At 40.6% G+C, this 17,458-nt stretch carries 10 protein-coding genes; 4 read left to right on the forward strand and 6 right to left on the reverse strand.

Annotation, left to right across the window (positions count from 1 at the left end; genetic code table 11):
* Positions 1-45: 45 nt before the first annotated feature.
* Both H5181_RS16420 and H5181_RS16425 read right to left on the reverse strand, forming a co-directional pair.
* Positions 46-3,960, reverse strand: coding sequence for a translocation/assembly module TamB domain-containing protein (locus H5181_RS16420; protein ID WP_182751540.1), 3,915 nt, complete (start codon positions 3,958-3,960; stop codon positions 46-48).
* Positions 3,957-5,747: an autotransporter assembly complex family protein gene (locus H5181_RS16425; RefSeq protein WP_011636917.1), complete on the reverse strand. Its 1,791-nt coding sequence runs from the start codon at positions 5,745-5,747 to the stop codon at positions 3,957-3,959. The genes H5181_RS16420 and H5181_RS16425 overlap by 4 nt, the downstream gene beginning before the upstream one ends.
* 188 nt (positions 5,748-5,935) lie before the next feature.
* Between H5181_RS16425 and H5181_RS16430 the strand changes: the two genes are divergently transcribed.
* From H5181_RS16430 to hrpA, 3 genes are all read left to right on the forward strand, one after another.
* Positions 5,936-6,970: an isoaspartyl peptidase/L-asparaginase family protein gene (locus H5181_RS16430; RefSeq protein ID WP_182751541.1), complete on the forward strand. Its 1,035-nt coding sequence runs from the start codon at positions 5,936-5,938 to the stop codon at positions 6,968-6,970.
* 171 nt (positions 6,971-7,141) lie between these two features.
* Entirely contained in the window at positions 7,142-7,558 is a 417-nt protein-coding gene (locus H5181_RS16435; RefSeq protein ID WP_182751542.1) for a CBS domain-containing protein, read from the forward strand.
* A gap of 77 nt (positions 7,559-7,635) precedes the next feature.
* Positions 7,636-11,511 carry an ATP-dependent RNA helicase HrpA gene (gene hrpA / locus H5181_RS16440; RefSeq protein WP_182751543.1) on the forward strand — a complete coding sequence of 1,292 codons (3,876 nt, stop codon included), beginning with the start codon at positions 7,636-7,638 and terminating at the stop codon, positions 11,509-11,511.
* Positions 11,512-12,543: 1,032 nt separating this feature from the next.
* Here hrpA and H5181_RS16445 read toward each other — a convergent pair.
* Positions 12,544-12,996: a DUF4878 domain-containing protein gene (locus H5181_RS16445; protein ID WP_011636921.1), complete on the reverse strand. Its 453-nt coding sequence runs from the start codon at positions 12,994-12,996 to the stop codon at positions 12,544-12,546.
* Positions 12,997-13,506: 510 nt separating this feature from the next.
* Positions 13,507-14,286: a hypothetical protein gene (locus H5181_RS16450; RefSeq protein ID WP_011636922.1), complete on the reverse strand. Its 780-nt coding sequence runs from the start codon at positions 14,284-14,286 to the stop codon at positions 13,507-13,509.
* Positions 14,287-14,675: 389 nt separating this feature from the next.
* On the opposite strand from H5181_RS16450, the gene cysB reads away from it, so the two are divergent.
* Entirely contained in the window at positions 14,676-15,653 is a 978-nt protein-coding gene (gene cysB / locus H5181_RS16455) for an HTH-type transcriptional regulator CysB (protein ID WP_011636923.1), read from the forward strand.
* Positions 15,654-15,739: 86 nt separating this feature from the next.
* Here the strand turns inward: cysB and purN are convergent, their stop codons facing one another.
* Both purN and purM read right to left on the reverse strand, forming a co-directional pair.
* Positions 15,740-16,384 (reverse strand): phosphoribosylglycinamide formyltransferase, encoded by a 645-nt coding sequence (gene purN, locus H5181_RS16460; protein ID WP_011636924.1) that lies wholly within the window; start codon positions 16,382-16,384, stop codon positions 15,740-15,742.
* Positions 16,384-17,421, reverse strand: coding sequence for a phosphoribosylformylglycinamidine cyclo-ligase (purM, locus tag H5181_RS16465; RefSeq protein WP_182751544.1), 1,038 nt, complete (start codon positions 17,419-17,421; stop codon positions 16,384-16,386). Before purM ends, purN begins: the two co-directional genes overlap by 1 nt.
* Between the last annotated feature and the right edge of the window lie 37 nt (positions 17,422-17,458).

Genomic DNA, 17,458 nt, shown 5'->3' on the forward strand with positions numbered 1-17,458 from the left:
ATGCCAAATGCCAAATTCCAAATTCCAAATTCCAAATGCCAAATGCTAATCGATTTCGAAGCTATAGTAGATATCAAGTGATTGACTTAAGGTGCTCGACACGCTTTCCAAATATAATTGTGAAAACAAATAATATCGCACAGTCATTTCATAACCGGGGTTAAATACTCCCACGCCATATTTAATCATTAAGTCTTCACCTATATACCCACTTACGGCCACTTTACCGTCATCATTAGTATCAAGTTGTACATTCGAAAATCCAAACTTTTCAATTAGACCCGTTGCAGTACTGCCAATGCTATTCATTGCTCCACCATCAAATTGTGAGCCTAAACTGAGGGCGGCGCCCATCATTAGTGAGTTACTTTGTTGGTTGGTTGTACTGGTAAAGCCTTTACCCGTCAAAATATAAGAAAGCACCTCAGCTTGCTCTTTTGCTGGATTAGAGAATAAGGTAACCACTGGACGCATTGGGGTACCCGTGACTCGAACACCGGCGGTGATATCACTCTCTTTAATGTCTCTAGTCGCTTCTATATTTAGGTTTGGTAATTCTGTCGGGCCAATAAATTGGACTTCACCAGTGTTAATACTTAAGGTTTGTCCCATAAACTTATAAGTCCCTTTGTTGACTTTAATATCACCAAATAACATGGGAGGTTTAAAAGCTTGTTGTTTTAGTATCAGATCGCCTTCTAGCCTTCCTTTAAGACCCATACCATCAATAGTAAGACGTTTACCTACACTGATATTTAAATCGGCTGTAACGGCATAAGGACTGGTTTTAACGGTTTGTTCAGACACTGAATCGTTAAATACCACATCGTTCGATACCGCAACGCCTCCTTCTGCTAACTGTGTAATTTTTATTTGTCCTGATGGCACGTCAACTTTGCCTTTTATCGCAAACAGTTGCTCATCAAAGGTCATATTAATATCTGGAGAGACATTTAATATTGCCATTGGCGGTTGAATTACTGCTAAATTTTCACCTTTGACATCAATGTCACCACTAAACTTTCCTTGTGGCCAAGCGAGGGTACCTGTCGTAGTCACTTGTCCGTCACCCATATGCCATTGGCCATTGAGTTGTCCTTGTTGGCCTTCTAGAGCCAGTGACAAGTACAGTTTATCGATTAATGTTGGGTTAGTGGATAAGGCAAATGCACCGTCACTGAGTTTAATATTACCCGAGACACTCGGGTCCATAAGAGTGCCGGATAAATTTAATCGACTGGACAACATGCCTTCTAAGGTTTCTAACCTTGGGAAGAACTCTCCAAAAGGCGCCAGATTAAGCTCATTAACATTAATCGTACCTAGTAAGGTGCGATCGGGCGTGATGTTGACACTCAGCTGACTTTGCCAACTTGCTATGCCGGACGAATCAAAACTCAATGAACTATTAATTTGTTTTTCATCAAGCGATGCTTGAAATAGTAACTGCTGGTAGTCGATGCTGATAGTGTTGTTTTTGGCTCGACTTAGCTTAATATTTCCCGGTAAAAGCGTAAACTGAACATTTGCAGTAGGCTTTTTACCTTTAGCCCAATTAACTTGAGTTGTTAGCGCTGCTTCACCGCTCCAGGTGATTTTTTTAGACAACACAGGTGCCAATGTTTTGCCGGGATTACCGGTAAAAGTAATATTAGCCTGGCCAGTGTGACCTAAATTAACATCATTGATTAAGCACAATTTATTGTGTGGATGCACTAAGCAAAAACGGCTCACACTGCCACGATTATTGAGTTGATCCCAGCTTGCGGTTATGTGTTTATCTTGTTGCCATTGTCCAAGAGCATTACTGATATTGAATTCTGTTAATGTGGCATTGAACTGTTGTTTATCAATATTACTACTACTGGTCATTTGAGTATTGATGACCACATCACCTTGAGTATTGAGTTTGCTTTGTTGTTGATGTTGATTGCCTTCACTGACGAATGCGATATCTGTCAGCTTATAGCTGTCCCATACAAGATTGTTATTACGCAGTTCTATCCGGTATTGATGCTGTGTATAAGGTCGATAATTCGCCAGCAAGTCAAGGCTGTCAATTTTACTTCCTTGGTAACTGAATTGACTGATTTGCGCATTAATATCCACAATTGGGTCGGCACTATTACCCGTAACATCAACTTTTGCAAAAATATTACCGCGGCCGCCTTTTAGCCACTGACTGACATCGGGAACGCTAAGTTCGGCATCGATGTCCCATGTTTTGTCGGCTTGACCATTAATGATTAATTGAGCGCCAAGGGCATTGGCCTGCAGGTTTGTCGCGTTTATCGCAAAATCTTGATTTAATGAAATCTCGCCTTGTAGGTTCAGCGGGTAACCATTTAAACGACCGGTTAAATTGGCGTCTTGAATGGCCACTTGCCATTGCTTATCGGCAATGCTGCCCGTGCTATTAAAATGGCCACTGAATTTACTTTTGATCGGATTTTGCTGATTAATATAATCAATATATTGCAACTGAATGTCGTTGGTAAGCACATTGGCTTGCCAGGTTATGTCATCTTTATATGATAGCTGCCCAGTTAGATCTAGGTTGCCCGCGATTGATTGTAAATTGAGCTTATTGATGGTCAACTTTTGATTGTGGTTAACAACATCTGCAATAACCGCCAAAGTAGGGTGGTAAGGTGTTGTCAGTTGCCCTTCAAACTGCGCCACTTGGTCTTTTATATTACCTTTACTGGTAAAGTGGGTAATGTTGCTGGTGTACTGGGGATTTTTTAACGGCCATTGCAAAGCGGCATTGGTAAGTGTTACTTGGTATTCAAGCGCCGGCGTGGTGAGATCAATGTCTGCTGCAAGATTGAAATGGCTATCGCCTTTAGCGATGGCGTTGATATTTAATTGACTTAAGTCTTGGGTAAGATCTACACGGAGTTGTTGCTGTTGAAGCCCTGGCAACTCAGGCAGGTTTTCGACATTGGCTAGTAGCTTTAATGTCAGTGGGTAGTGCTCATGTAAACTAATATCACCGATAACGCTAATATCACCATCATCATGTTGAATGTCTAGTTGGGTTATTCCAAGTTGAAATTGACGAAAACTGGCCGCTAACGCGATATGGCTAAAATGGTCGTTGCGCTGGCCGATAATGAGCTGACTGTCGGTGGCATTAAACTGTCTAACATTGACAGGGAAAGGCATAAATACCTGTGGTAAGTTAGCCAATGGCCATGAAGTTTCTTTGGGATCGACTGTTTGGTTTGTTGCTTTATTATTTGGTTGAGAACGTGTTTGGCTTGTTGATGTTGCATCTGGAATGTTGACGATTAACCCCTGACTGTTGAGAGATTCAACCACAAGGCCAGCGCTATTCCAGATAGCTTGAGTCGTTAAATTGTCGGCATAAAAAGTCATACCATTCACACCTACATCAATATTGGCCAATTGAGCGTGGCTGATATTAATGCCAATGGGTAATTCAAACTCGGTAAAAGGTTGGTTCGTAGCATCCGTGTCAGTGGTGTTTTCGGTTACAGGAATATTATCAGTGATAATGTTCACATCAATACTTGATGCGAGTAGATTTGTGACACAAAGTTGTTTGTTAATCAGACATGTTGGCACCCACTCCAATGTTAAATCATCAGCTTCGACGCTAATCCCAGGCATTGACCATGACAAATGCTGCAGCGTGATATCACCATTTAAGGTGCCAGAAGCATATTCAACATCGATATCACTGATAAATTGATTGACGAACATCACCCCCATTTTACTGCCAAATGGGGTGCCCATGATGATGGCAAACAACATCAATAATACCAATGGGACATAAATCAGTATTCGGGTATAAAGCTTAATGCTGCGCCAAATTCTTGCAGATAGACTGGTTGATTTAGGTGCTTTTTTATTACTTGGTTTGAGTGATTCTTCTGACTGAGCGTTTTGCTCATTATGTTGCAAAGTACTTTGCTCGGGATGTTTATCTATCATAAATCAGTTCCCATGGTTAAATGGAAACGATATGAACGTGCAACTGTCTCGGTTTCTTTTAAGCCAAAACCTAGGTCCATTCGAATCGGGCCAATAGGTGATATCCAGTGTAATCCTCCACCAACCGATACTACCGGTTCAAACTGTTGTGTATCAAAAGCATTACCAGCATCGACAAAGGTGGCAACTCGCCATGTCGGGGTAAGATAATATTGATATTCAACACTGCCAATCGCCAAGTAGCGCCCACCGACAACCTGTCGAGATAAGCCGCCTTCACTGTTGGTGTAGTCAATATAGGGGCCTAATTCTTGGTAACTGTAACCTCGTATGCTTTGGTCGCCACCGGCAAAATATCGTAACGATGGCGGTATATTAGCCATATCGTTTTTGTCAGCAATATTAGCACCTAAATCCACCCGGGCAACAAAACGATGCTTATCGAATATTGTATCTACCCATTTAAATCGGGCTTGTAAACGGGCCAGACGGATAGTTGAGCCCAGGGACGGGTCGGCGTATTCAACACTGTAAGTTTGACGATAGCCTGATTTGGGATCGAGCGTGTTGTCGCCACGGACAGTTTTGGTGAGGTTGAAACCCAACAAATAAAAACGTGGGTCGTAATCTGTATCGAGCTGATTATAAAACTCTCTCACGGATTCAATTGAATATCCATGTAACCAATTACTTTTAGAGCGCCTTTGACGCGTTAACCCAACGAGATACTTTTTAGACTCTAATTGCCCGGTATTATTAAATTGGCGTTTATCAGCGTCGTAATCTTGGGTAACACCATAGGTGTCGCGTAATAAGCCAAGTTTTATTTTCAGTTGATCATCTAAAGGGTGGGTTAACGGAATAGTATAAGTGGTTAAAATCTTAGGCCGCTCAGGTGACCACTCTGCACTGGTTTCTTGATAATGGCCATAGCGATTGATTTGCGGCGTTCGCCAAGTGACTCGCACACGAGGATCAACACTGTTTTCTGTACTATTTCCAATATCTGCGCCTAAACCGACTTCAATAAGATGACTAGGCCGCGGGCTTAGCTCAACTTTAATCGGCACTACACCAGTATCAATTTTGTTTAGTTGTGGTAATACTTTGATATTACTAAAGTAACCTGTATCTAATAAATTGCGATTAAACTCAGTTAATAGCTGTGTGGCGTAAGGCGCATCAGCATCAAAAGGAATTAAGGCTTCGACAACATCATTATTGAGAGTACTGCCTTCAAAGTGAACATCACCAAATAAATAGCGCTTACCCGAGTTAAACTGTAGGTTAATTTGGGCGGTATTTAAGTCACGGTTAATGTTGATTTCTGATTTGGTATATTGACCATCAAAATATCCTCTTGCCAGTGCTAACGTGACTAATTGTGATTTTATCGAATCATAGACACCATGGTTTAAGGTATCACCAGGTTTTATTTTCAGACTATTTAGCCACAACGAGAAAGTATTATCTTGGAGCATGTCACCTTGAAAATGGATATCTACCCATTGAATAATGACCGGTTCACCTGGCATTATATTGAGGCTTAACTCCCAAGGGCCTTTATCATTCTCTTTAACATCAATATCTAAAATTGCATGGTAATAGCCCATGGATTCAAGGGCATCATGGGTGTTATCGTCAACAGTAAATAAAAATGCTCGGCGCTGAACATCGTTATCTGGCAATGTGCCTAAATGGGCAAAAATGTTCTTTTCAATTTTTTTCGGCACGCCGGTAACGTTAATCGTTAACCAATTTTCGTCGGCCAGCACCAAGCCTGACATCAGTAAGGTCAACGAAAGTAATAGAAATTGGCTAATTTTAAGGCGTTTTGTCGACAAGTTAAGCTAACTTTTCCAAAATTGATGATGATGACCATTGTCGCTACAAAGTATAAAAGTCGCAAGGATATGATTGAAATTACAAGTAGAAATGGTTACAAAGATAAACCACCTTCAAGGACTTTTCTAACATGAATAAATTATATTTAACGATAGCGCTATGTTTAAGCTTAACGTCGAATACCTGTTTTGCAAAAGACGAGACACCTTTTGCTATAGCAATCCATGGCGGCGCCGGCACTATTTCAGCTGCTAGCCTGAGCCCTGAGCAAGAGAAAGCCATTCGCGACAAACTTAAACAGGCAGTTGATGCCGGATATAAAGTGTTAGATAAAGGCGGCGACAGCCTCGATGCGGTTCAATCTGCGATAAATGTGTTAGAAAATAGCCCATTATTTAATGCTGGGGTTGGCGCTGTTTATACTTTTGATGGTGGCCATGAACTTGATGCCTCAGTCATGGACGGTAACACTATGAATGCAGGTGCCGTCGCTGGGGTTAAACATATTAAAAACCCGATTGATTTGGCTAGAAAGGTAATGGAAAAATCACCCCATGTGATGCTTTACGGACAAGGGGCAGAAGAATTTGCGTTAACCCAACAATTTAGTTTTGTGCCCAACAGTCATTTTGATACCCCACATCGTTATGCGCAGTTACTTGATGCTAAAGCGAGTATCATTGAAGCCGAGCAAAATAACGGCGATGATTATCAGGCGTCAGTGGAACAGTTAACCGCCAATTATAAATATGGCACCGTGGGTGCTGTTGCACTTGATAAGCAAGGTAACCTTGCTGCAGGGACGTCAACCGGCGGCATGACAGCAAAACGTTTTGGTCGTATTGGTGATTCTCCAGTCATTGGCGCTGGAACGTATGCTGAAAATGGCGTATGTGCGGTATCTGCAACTGGGCACGGTGAGTATTTTATTCGTTATCAGGTGGCGGGTGACATATGCGCCAAAGTTAAATACCAACAATTATCGATTATTCAAGCGGCTGATGAAGTCATTAATCAACGCTTAATATCAGCTGGTGGAACTGGAGGTGTGATAGCGATTGATCAGCGTGGCAATATCGCAACGCCATTTAATACCGAAGGTATGTATCGTGCCACTCGAAGCCAAGGCCAAGCTGCGACAATCATGATCTGGCGTGATAAGTAAGTTCTAGCTGTGATAATAAGTACCGATTAATACAATCGGTTTTATTTTCTATCCACTGAGCCATTATTGACTAAACTTAAATTAAGTCAGTACTCGAATGTTGATTCATTAAGAATTGATTAACGAGATTTATTAAGCACGTAGTCAATTAGCGTGCATTTAGGGGGCTATATGGATTCAATAAAAATTAAAGATCACATGGATAGACGTCCGATACTGTTAACCGCAGATATGTCACTGGCAATAGCGGTTGAAAAATTACTCGAAAGTAATAAGAGCGGCGCGCCAGTGGTGGATAGTGTTGGAAAGTTAGTGGGTTTCTTATCCCAACAAGATTGCTTGTCAGTGATGTTAAAAAGTAGCTACCACTGTGATATGACCAGTACAGTGGCAGATTGCATGAAAAGCCCCGTGTTGACGGTCGCGCCGGATGACAGTATTTTAGAACTCGCTGAACAAATGTTGGGTGCGAAGCCGAAAATTTATCCAGTATTAAATGATGGAAAAGTCATTGGGACGATTAATCGGACCAATGTGCTTAAGGCGATGAATATTTATATGCAACAGTGTTACTTATCTCCAGCTTAACAATCGTTAAAATCAATACCATTCTGCTGTTTTCCTTGCTAGGATCGCTTTTTTTGATGTAAGCAAGGGAATCAGATTTGAATTCGGACCTTCACCCGCTATCTAAGGCGTATCTCAATCTTTGTTATCAAACCGATGCTGCTAAAATTCGTCGTCGTTTGTATCGTGTCAATAAAGAAGCCGAGTCTGAAAAAAAATCCCAAACGTTAGCTCAGTTAACTGAAGCTGCGCAACAAGCCTATCAAAAAGCGCAACAGCGCTTGCAGTCTAGACCTATTATCAGTTATCCAGATGAACTGCCTGTGTCGCAAAAACGTGACGATATAGCCTCTGCTATTGCCAATAATCAAGTGGTGATAGTGGCGGGGGAGACAGGGTCTGGTAAAACCACTCAGTTACCTAAAATCTGTCTTGAATTGGGATTAGGAACGAGAGGCTTAATTGGCCATACTCAGCCTCGTCGTCTTGCTGCTCGAAGTGTTGCGAACCGTATTGCTGATGAACTTAACAGCCCATTAGGCGAAGTTGTTGGTTTTAAAGTTCGTTTTGCTGATGCCATGAGCGACAACAGTTACATTAAACTGATGACCGACGGTATTTTGCTCGCCGAACTCACCTCGGATCGATTTCTCAACCAGTATGATGCGATTATTATTGATGAAGCGCATGAGCGCAGCTTAAACATTGATTTTATATTAGGATATCTGAAGCAGGTATTAAAGAAGCGTCCTGATTTAAAAGTTATTATTACTTCAGCTACCATTGATGTAGATCGCTTTTCAAAGCACTTTAATAACGCACCTGTTATTGAAGTGTCTGGGCGTACTTTTGAAGTTGAAACGCGTTATCGTCCTTTAGTGCGCGACACTGATGCTGATTTAGATGTCAGCGATGGTATTTTTGCTGCCGTAGAAGAGTTAATGGCCGCTGGCCCTGGCGACATATTGATATTTATGAATGGTGAGCGCGAAATTCGCGATACCGCAGATTTACTCAATAAACAGCAATATCGCGATACTGAAGTTTTACCACTATACGCGCGTCTTTCTTATGGTGAACAATCTAAAGTCTTTAAAAGCCACACTGGCCGCCGTATCGTATTAGCCACCAACGTTGCCGAAACGTCATTAACCGTACCTGGGATCCGTTATGTTATCGACCCTGGTACTGCTCGTATAAGCCGTTATAGTTACCGTACGAAAGTACAGCGTTTACCGATAGAGCCCATATCGCAAGCCAGTGCAAATCAACGTCAAGGACGTTGTGGTCGTGTAGGACCGGGTATTTGTATTCGACTTTACGATGAAATGGATTTTATTCAGCGCCCTGAATTTACCGATCCTGAAATATTACGAACCAATCTTGCTTCAGTGATTTTGCACATGTTGGCGATTGGATTAGGTGACATTGGCGGATTTCCATTTATTCAACCACCGGATCAAAAACACATTCGAGACGGTTTTTTATTGCTTGAAGAATTACAAGCAGTTAAAAAGTCTGGTAATGACCTAGTGTTAACGCCATTAGGCAAAGATTTAGCGAAAATTCCACTCGATCCGCGTTTAGCCCGAATGGTTATTGAAGCGAACAAATTGGGTTGTTTACACGAAGCATTAGTGATTACTGCAGGTTTGTCGATTCAAGATCCGCGTGAACGTCCCGCAGAAAAGAAACAAGCAGCAGACGAGTGTCATCGCCGTTATGCTGATAAAGATTCAGACTTTGCCAGCTGGGTAAAGTTATGGGATCACGTAAAAGATCAAAAGCATGAGCTATCAGCCAGTCAGTTTAGAAAACAATGTCGTGACGAATATCTCGCGTATTTACGCGTACGTGAATGGCAAGATTTATACACTCAAGTGAAACAAGCCGTCCATGAATTGAAATGGCGTATTAATGACAGTGCAGCCAGTTACGAACAGTTACATAGAGCATTATTATCAGGCTTGTTAAGTCATGTTGGTTTTAAAGGCGAGAACAACGAGTATCTAGGGGCGCGTAACCGTAAATTCTTTGTATTTCCGGGATCGCCTTTAGCGAAAAAGGGGCCTAAGTGGATAATGGCTGCTGAGCTGACTGAAACCTCACGTTTGTTTGCGCGTTGTTGCGCCAAAATAGACCCTGAATGGTTAGAGTCACTCGCCTCACATTTAGTGAAAAAGAATTATCTAGAACCGCATTTTGAAGCCAAAGCGGCAAGCGTTATAGCACTTGAGAACCAAGTTCTTTATGGCTTGACCATAGTCAATCGCCGTCGAGTACAATATGGGCCGATTGACCCTATAGAAGCTCGAGATATTTTTGTGCGTAGTGCTTTAGCCGAAGGGCAGTTACAGACGAAAGAAACGTTTTTTGTTAATAACCAAAAATTGCTTAATGACATAGAGTCGCTAGAACATAAATCTCGCCGGCGAGATATTTTGGTCGATGAGCAAGTGTTGGTGGATTTTTACGAACCGCTAATACCAGCTGGCATTTATAATGGACCACTATTTTTTGCCTGGTGGAAAAAAGCGCGTCAACAAACGCCTGACTTACTCGATTACAGCCAAGCATTATTAATGCAGCGTAGTGCCGATCATATATCAGCGCTCGATTTTCCAGAAATATGGCATAAAGGTAATCTCGGCTTAACTGTCAGTTATCATTTTGAACCGGGTAGTGTTGATGACGGCGTATCTGTGCATATTCCTGTTGCACTGATTAATCAAATTGATGACAGTGACTTTGATTGGCTCGTGCCTGGGTTGCGACAAGAAAAACTGATTGCACTGATTAAATCCTTGCCTAAAAATCTACGTCGTAATTTCGTTCCCGCACCAGATTATGCTCGGGCATGTTATCAAGCGATGAAACCGTTTGAGTTATCGATGCTTGATACCATGTGTAAACAGTTACTGCGCATGAGCGGTGTACGCATTTCTGCTGACGACTTTGATGTAACTCAACTGACAGAACATCTTAAGATGAACTTTAAGATTGAGGATGACCATGGTCGTTTAGTCGCCCAAGGTCGTGATCTAGAGCTGTTAAAAGGTCAACTGCAAGGTGTTGTTGCTAAAGCAATACGTAAAGTGGCAGACAAAGGCATTGAGCAAGAGGCAATAACCACATGGTCATTTGGCGATTTACCCGCTCAATATCAGCAGCGCAAAGGTAATTACGAAGTTAAAGCGTATCCGGCATTAATTGATAATAAAACCGATGTGGCGATTAAGTTATTTGATGATGAACATGAAGCAAAACGTCATCATCGAGTAGGGTTGCGCCGATTACTGTTGATTAACATACCTTCGCCAGTGAAACATTTACAACAAGCTTTGCCTAATAAAGCAAAGCTAGCGATGTACTTTAATCCATTCGGACAAGTGCAGGTATTAATCGAAGATATAATTAATGCAGCGGTACAGCAGTTGTTAGATCAAAAGCAACTAGATATTCGTAACGAGCAGCAGTTCGAACAAGCAAAAGAGTGGGTTCGCCAAGAGCTCAACCCAACAGCAGAGAATATTGCGCTAAATGTAGAACAAATTTTGACAATTTATCAACGTATTAAAAAACGTCTTAAAGGCAAAATTAGTTTAGATATTGCATTTGCAATGAGTGATATTCAAACTCAGCTTGATAGTCTTGTTTATAAAGGATTTGTCGAAGACTGTGGCTGGCAACGGTTAACGGATGTTGTTCGTTATTTAAAAGCCATTGAAAATAGACTCGATAAGCTACCTGTTGACCCTACACGCGATCGATTACACATGCATAGTATTGCAAAAGTACAAGAGGCGTTAACGGCTCAGTTAGCGAAAGTGCCACGTTCACAACCGGTCCCAGAAGCACTCATTGAAGCTCGCTGGATGATAGAAGAGTACCGAGTATCTTGTTTTGCTCAGGTATTAGGTACCGCTTATCCTATTTCAGAAAAGCGAGTATTGAGTTCTATCAGTCAAGTGTAACCTTGGCACGTTGCTCTATCGCATGACGATGTTAATACAACCGATATCACTTAGGTGATGTCGGTTTTTTATTATCCTAAATTGATTCATTTTCTACTGATGTCTGTAAGACCTGTCATTTCCTAAGAACTCATCAGCTTTAACTATTAATTCTAAGCCAAAAGCTTAGCTGTATGTGTTAAATGCTTTGATAGTGCAGGATGGGTGCAGGGCGTTATTTTTGAGTGAAGCTCTCAGGTGCTTCATTATGTTGTGCTTCGTCTTTTAAGGGCATTATTCTTTCAATAAATAATCAGAACTATAGAGTTTGAGTTGCTGTAATCGAGGCATTGTCATCGGCATTTAGCCTTAACAGCAGCAATGGATCCGTCGACTTGTGTCGCAATACGTTAGTACGTTGTCACGTCGAGCATGTTGTAATTTCTGAAAGACTTTCTGTTTTTTAGTGCAAAATCTCAATTTAAAGACACATTTAGACCATCCGCAAAACAGAACTGAAAGTTTTTCGTAATTGTGGTTTGAAAGTAATCTGACTATTGATATACTTAGCGCCAAGAAGAAAGTGATTGATACTCTTCTCTCTGTAAGGCAAATGTCATCCCCCCAGCATTAACACGATGTCGTCAGTATTAAGGATTCAATATCGTGTTGTTGTTTATAAAAAGACAGGCCTACACCTACAAAACGACCTAAAAGATTGGAGTTATTATGGAAGTTCATGAATACGAAAACGCTTACTATCAAGTGAAAGATGACGTGTTAGAGTCTTTACCTTCTGACGAAGAATAAGACGATTGAACGAGCTGATTAATGCTTTGACAACTTAGTTGTTGCATTAAATACTCCGACAAAAAAATAAAAATAGCAGCCTAGGCTGCTATTTTTATTGGTTATTGCTAATAATCGGTTTTTTCAATAATACTTAAACATATCGCATAGCGGTGTATATCTGTAATCAGTGATAATTGTTTTGATCTTCCATCATGACTAAACTAAAACTAGCTAAGTTTGGTAATATGCTTTGACTCAATACTAACCTTCAATACGACCTTTTTCGGGTAATATTTCAACAATCACCCAGGTATTGCCTTGTTTATGCAGACGAATGGTTCGATCATCAATCCAATTTCTTCCACCTTTTAATCCTTGCATTTTAACGATGACAGTAACGTCGTCGGTAAATTTTCGGAAGAAGTCGATATCAATTTCATCAATAGACATCGTCACCTGTTTCATGGATAAGCCTAATACATGTCGTTGTACCGCTGATGCAATATGATAATGATCCATAATCTCTTGGATGTCAGGTGCGACAAACTTTTTAGCTTTCTCGACATCACGATCGACATAAATAGCTTCGAAGAACCCCAAAGAAACTTGTTCTGGTGTGAGTTGAGGTTGACCAAACTCATCTGATTGTCCGCAAGCGGTGAGAATGAACAGTAGAAGTACAGGCAATACTTTAATGGAATTCATTTTTAACATAAGGCTCTTTTTACAGCTGATATTATTATTTTTATCTAGTATCTCGATTTATGCTATAGCTTACAAGGATAGGCTCGATTTAAATAATATCATTATCAAAAATTGTAACGTAGAGCCTTAAATGCTCATATTTTGTAATATATTGAAAGTATCAATGGTTCAATTGAGTTTGCTGATAAGCTATTATTTGTTCGATTAACGACAAAACAGGGTGCTTTTGATCGTAATGGCTTGACGCGATCAAAATGACATGTCATAAGTTAACGATACCGACACACGATAGTTATATAGAGACCGATATAGCGTGTGCTCATACCGATTCATTATAGCTACTATACATAGTGATAAGAATTGGCTAAAAATGTTATCCACAGATTCTGTGGACAACTGTGTTGACGAACGAGAGTAATTATACTAACCCACTGTATTTTTACACTTTTTGTGTGTGGTTAAAAAATAACGCAGATTTTATATTAAATGGATTTTTTTAGTTAGTGAAGATAAAGATACTTACCATTTCTTTTTTGGCTGAAACAACATATCAAGATCATCACCTTCTTTTTTCGGTTTTGGTGCACTCGGTTCACTGTGTTTTTGAGCACCCATGATTTCATCGAGTAACTGCTTAGCTTCATCGACTTTACGAGCAATAAAAGGATCATTGGGCGTCTGCGCTTTAATCGTGTGGAGCGTGTTTAATGCTTTTGTGACCATTTGTTTACTAGAACCGTACTGCTTCATAAAGCAAGCTGCACGAGCTCGGCTAATCATAGAATCAACATTAATTCTTAATTGCAGATTGTCGATACGCATTTCTTCTTGTGCAAAAATAGACGGATCCACTTTTCCCTTGTTATGTTCAGCACGTAAAATGGCTTTGAGCTTCTTAAGTGTTTTTACTAATTCTAAAACTTGCCTATCATTATCAGGTAAACGAAAGTTCTCAATCGCAGGGACTTGGCTTGGTGAATTAGACACTGTGGCTATTTGCATTTTAATGTCACCTAGGCGACGCTCATAATCCGATTTTAATTGGCCTGATGCATGGACAACAGATTGTTCTAAAGCATCTTGAATGCGTCGATATAGTACTAACATAATGTGGCTAGAAGATGGGGTCATGCCAGTGTTGGATAATACGGCATCAGTTTCATCTATGATGGCGCGCTGGCGAGATGCTTCTACTCGACGTTCAGCTTCTGCTCGCTCTTTTTGTTGTTGGACAATACTAAAGCCGATAATCAGCAATAATAATGCACCAATAAGAATTAATACCAAAATTAAGGACATAAAGGTTCCATTTTATCTTTCATATCTCATGGTAAATATAGCCAAACGACAATGGCTAAAAGTTATTTTGATGCTGGAATAAATCGTTGCAATAAAACTTCATCAAAATGATTCTATATCTTAGCGTATGTTATCGCGGCTGTCGTTGAATAATAAGTCGTTTTGTTGATAAATCATTAAACATTTGAGCCATGATGTTTATCAAAAGCTAAGTCAATTAAGTAACGAGCGATTTTTGCTTGCTCGTTATTACTATTTATATTACATTTCAATTGTCATATAACGTTTTATTATAGTTGAACGTTTGTTCTTCTCATGTAAGACAACGACCGATTTGTTCTTGTTTGCATATTTTGCTGATGAGTGTTGGTTAAATCAAGGATAAAACCATGAAGCTGCAACAACTTAGATATATTGCAGAGGTTGTAAAACACAACCTAAATGTGTCATCAACGGCTGAGAACCTCTATACCTCACAACCCGGCATTAGTAAGCAAGTTAGAATGCTAGAAGATGAATTAGGTATTCAAATATTTGGTCGAAGTGGTAAACACTTGACTCACGTAACTCCTGCTGGGCAGCAAGTTATTGATATTGCAAATGATATACTTGGAAAGGTCGATAGCATTAAAAAGGTGTCTGAAGAATATACTCAGCCTAATCAGGGGGATTTAAATATTACCACCACTGACACTCAGGCTCGATATGCTTTGCCACAAATTATTAAAGAGTTCATTAAGCGATATCCCAAAGTCAATCTGCATATGCACCAAGGCACGCCGTCACAAATTAGTGAACAAGCCGCTAGAGGTGATGCTGATTTTGCCATTGCAACCGAAGCTATGCACTTGTATACCGATTTAATTATGTTGCCTTGTTATCATTGGAATCGCTCAATTGTTGTGACCCGTGACCATCCACTCGCGACTCAATCGACAAAAATTAGCATTGAAGATTTGGCTAAGTTTCCGCTAGTAACTTATGTGTTTGGTTTTGATAAAGCCTCTGAAATTGAAAAGTCATTTAAGCGTGCAGATCTTGATCCTCGAGTGGTGTTTAGTGCAACCAGTGCTGATGTACTTAAAACCTATGTACGTTTAGGATTAGGGGTAGGGGTTATTGCTTCTATGGCAATCGATCCGGCTGTTGATAAAGATTTAGTGGCGATTGATGCAAGCCATCTGTTTGCTCATAGTACAACCAAAATCGGCTTTAGACGTGGTAGCTTTTTACGCAGTTACATGTATGACTTTATGCGACATTTTGCACCGCACTTAACTCGCGATGTAGTAGAAAAAGCTGTCGCGCTTCGAGATCAGCAATTGATTGATGAAATGTTTGCCGACATGACATTACCAGTACGTTAGTACCCTATATCGATAATGCTTATTACATAAAAAACCTCGCGAATCTGCGAGGTTTTTTGTTTAATTTAAAGGCTTAGTAATTGGTGTTAATCTGGTGCGTAACCAGATGGCCCAATTAGCTCGCCATCTAAATAAGCTTTACCATCGGTCATCGCTAAACGACCTAAGCTGAACCATTTTACCACCAGAGGATAAATGGCATGTTCTTGTTCATGAACACGCTCTGCTAATGCTTCAGCATCATCTTCTGGGTAAATAGGGACTTTAGCTTGTAATATAACTGGTCCAGCATCGAGCTCAGGGATAACAAAGTGCACACTAGCGCCATGCTTTTTGTCTCCAGCATCAATAGCCCGTTGATGCGTGTGAAGCCCTGTATACTTAGGCAATAATGATGGATGAATGTTAATCATTTTCCCTAGAAAATGACTGACAAAATCATCTGTCAAAATTCGCATAAAACCCGCAAGAATAATGAGATCCGGTTGGTATTTTTCAATTGATTTCAATAAACGCGCATCATAATCACTGCGTACTTCATTGGCATAAGGAATAACACAACTGGTATCAATCTCGCTTTGATGAGCGCGAATTAACCCATAAGCATCCGGTTTGTTACTAATCACACCAACAACGGCAGCTTTTAAGTTATCGTCACAGCCATCAATAATAGCTTGAAGATTACTGCCATTACCGGAAATCAGTACCACAACTCGACAGCTTTGACTCATTAGATTATCTCCACTTGCTCTTCGTCACCTTGACGAGTAGCAATTTCACCTATCAACCAAGCATTTTCGCCTTCAGCTGTTAATAATGCTAACGCAGCATCAACTTTCTCTGTTGGCAGCGCAATAACCATACCTACACCACAGTTAAATGTTAGGAACATTTCATGCTGTGCAATATTACCGTTTATCATTAGCCAATCAAACACTACTGGCCATTTCCAAGAGTCACCCTTGACTACAGCTTTGCAATCATCAGGCAGTACTCGTGGGATATTTTCCCAGAATCCACCACCGGTAATGTGCGCCATAGCGTGAATGTCTGATTGTTCAATCAGTTTCAATAAAGGCTTAACATAAATTCTTGTTGGCTCTAATAAATGGTCAATTAAAGGTTTTCCAGCAAGATCTTGCTGAGGGTCTGCTTTGCTGACTTCTAATACTTTTCGGATTAACGAGTAACCATTTGAATGAGGACCACTTGAAGCAAGCGCTATGAGTGAGTCACCCGCTTTAACTTTAGTGCCATCAATGATGTCTGCTTTTTCAACAACACCAACACAGAATCCGGCAAGGTCGTAATCTTCACCTTCGTACATGCCTGGCATTTCAGCCGTTTCACCACCGATTAATGCGCAACCAGATTGGAAACAACCTTCTGCAATGCCGCTAACAACTGAAGTCGCTGTTTCAACATCAAGCTTACCTGTCGCGTAGTAATCAAGGAAGAAAAGCGGTTCTGCGCCAGAAACAATCAGGTCGTTGACACACATAGCAACTAAATCAACACCGACGGTGTCATGCTTTTTGTAATCAATGGCTAATCTTAATTTTGTGCCAACGCCATCTGTGCCAGAAACCAGTACAGGATGTTTGTATTTAGTTGGTAATTCGCATAATGCGCCAAAACCACCTAAATTGCCCATAACTTCTGGACGGCGAGTGCGTTTTACCGCAGATTTAATGTTGTTTACTAACGCATTTCCTGCATCGATATCAACGCCGGCGTCTTTGTAACTTAGGGGGGTAGGAGTGGTCACGGAGGATCCTCTAGGGTACATCGTTTTATGGAATTTT

Origin of the sequence: Shewanella sp. SG44-2 (assembly GCF_014164215.1) — a bacterium.
Lineage (GTDB): Bacteria > Pseudomonadota > Gammaproteobacteria > Enterobacterales > Shewanellaceae > Shewanella > Shewanella frigidimarina.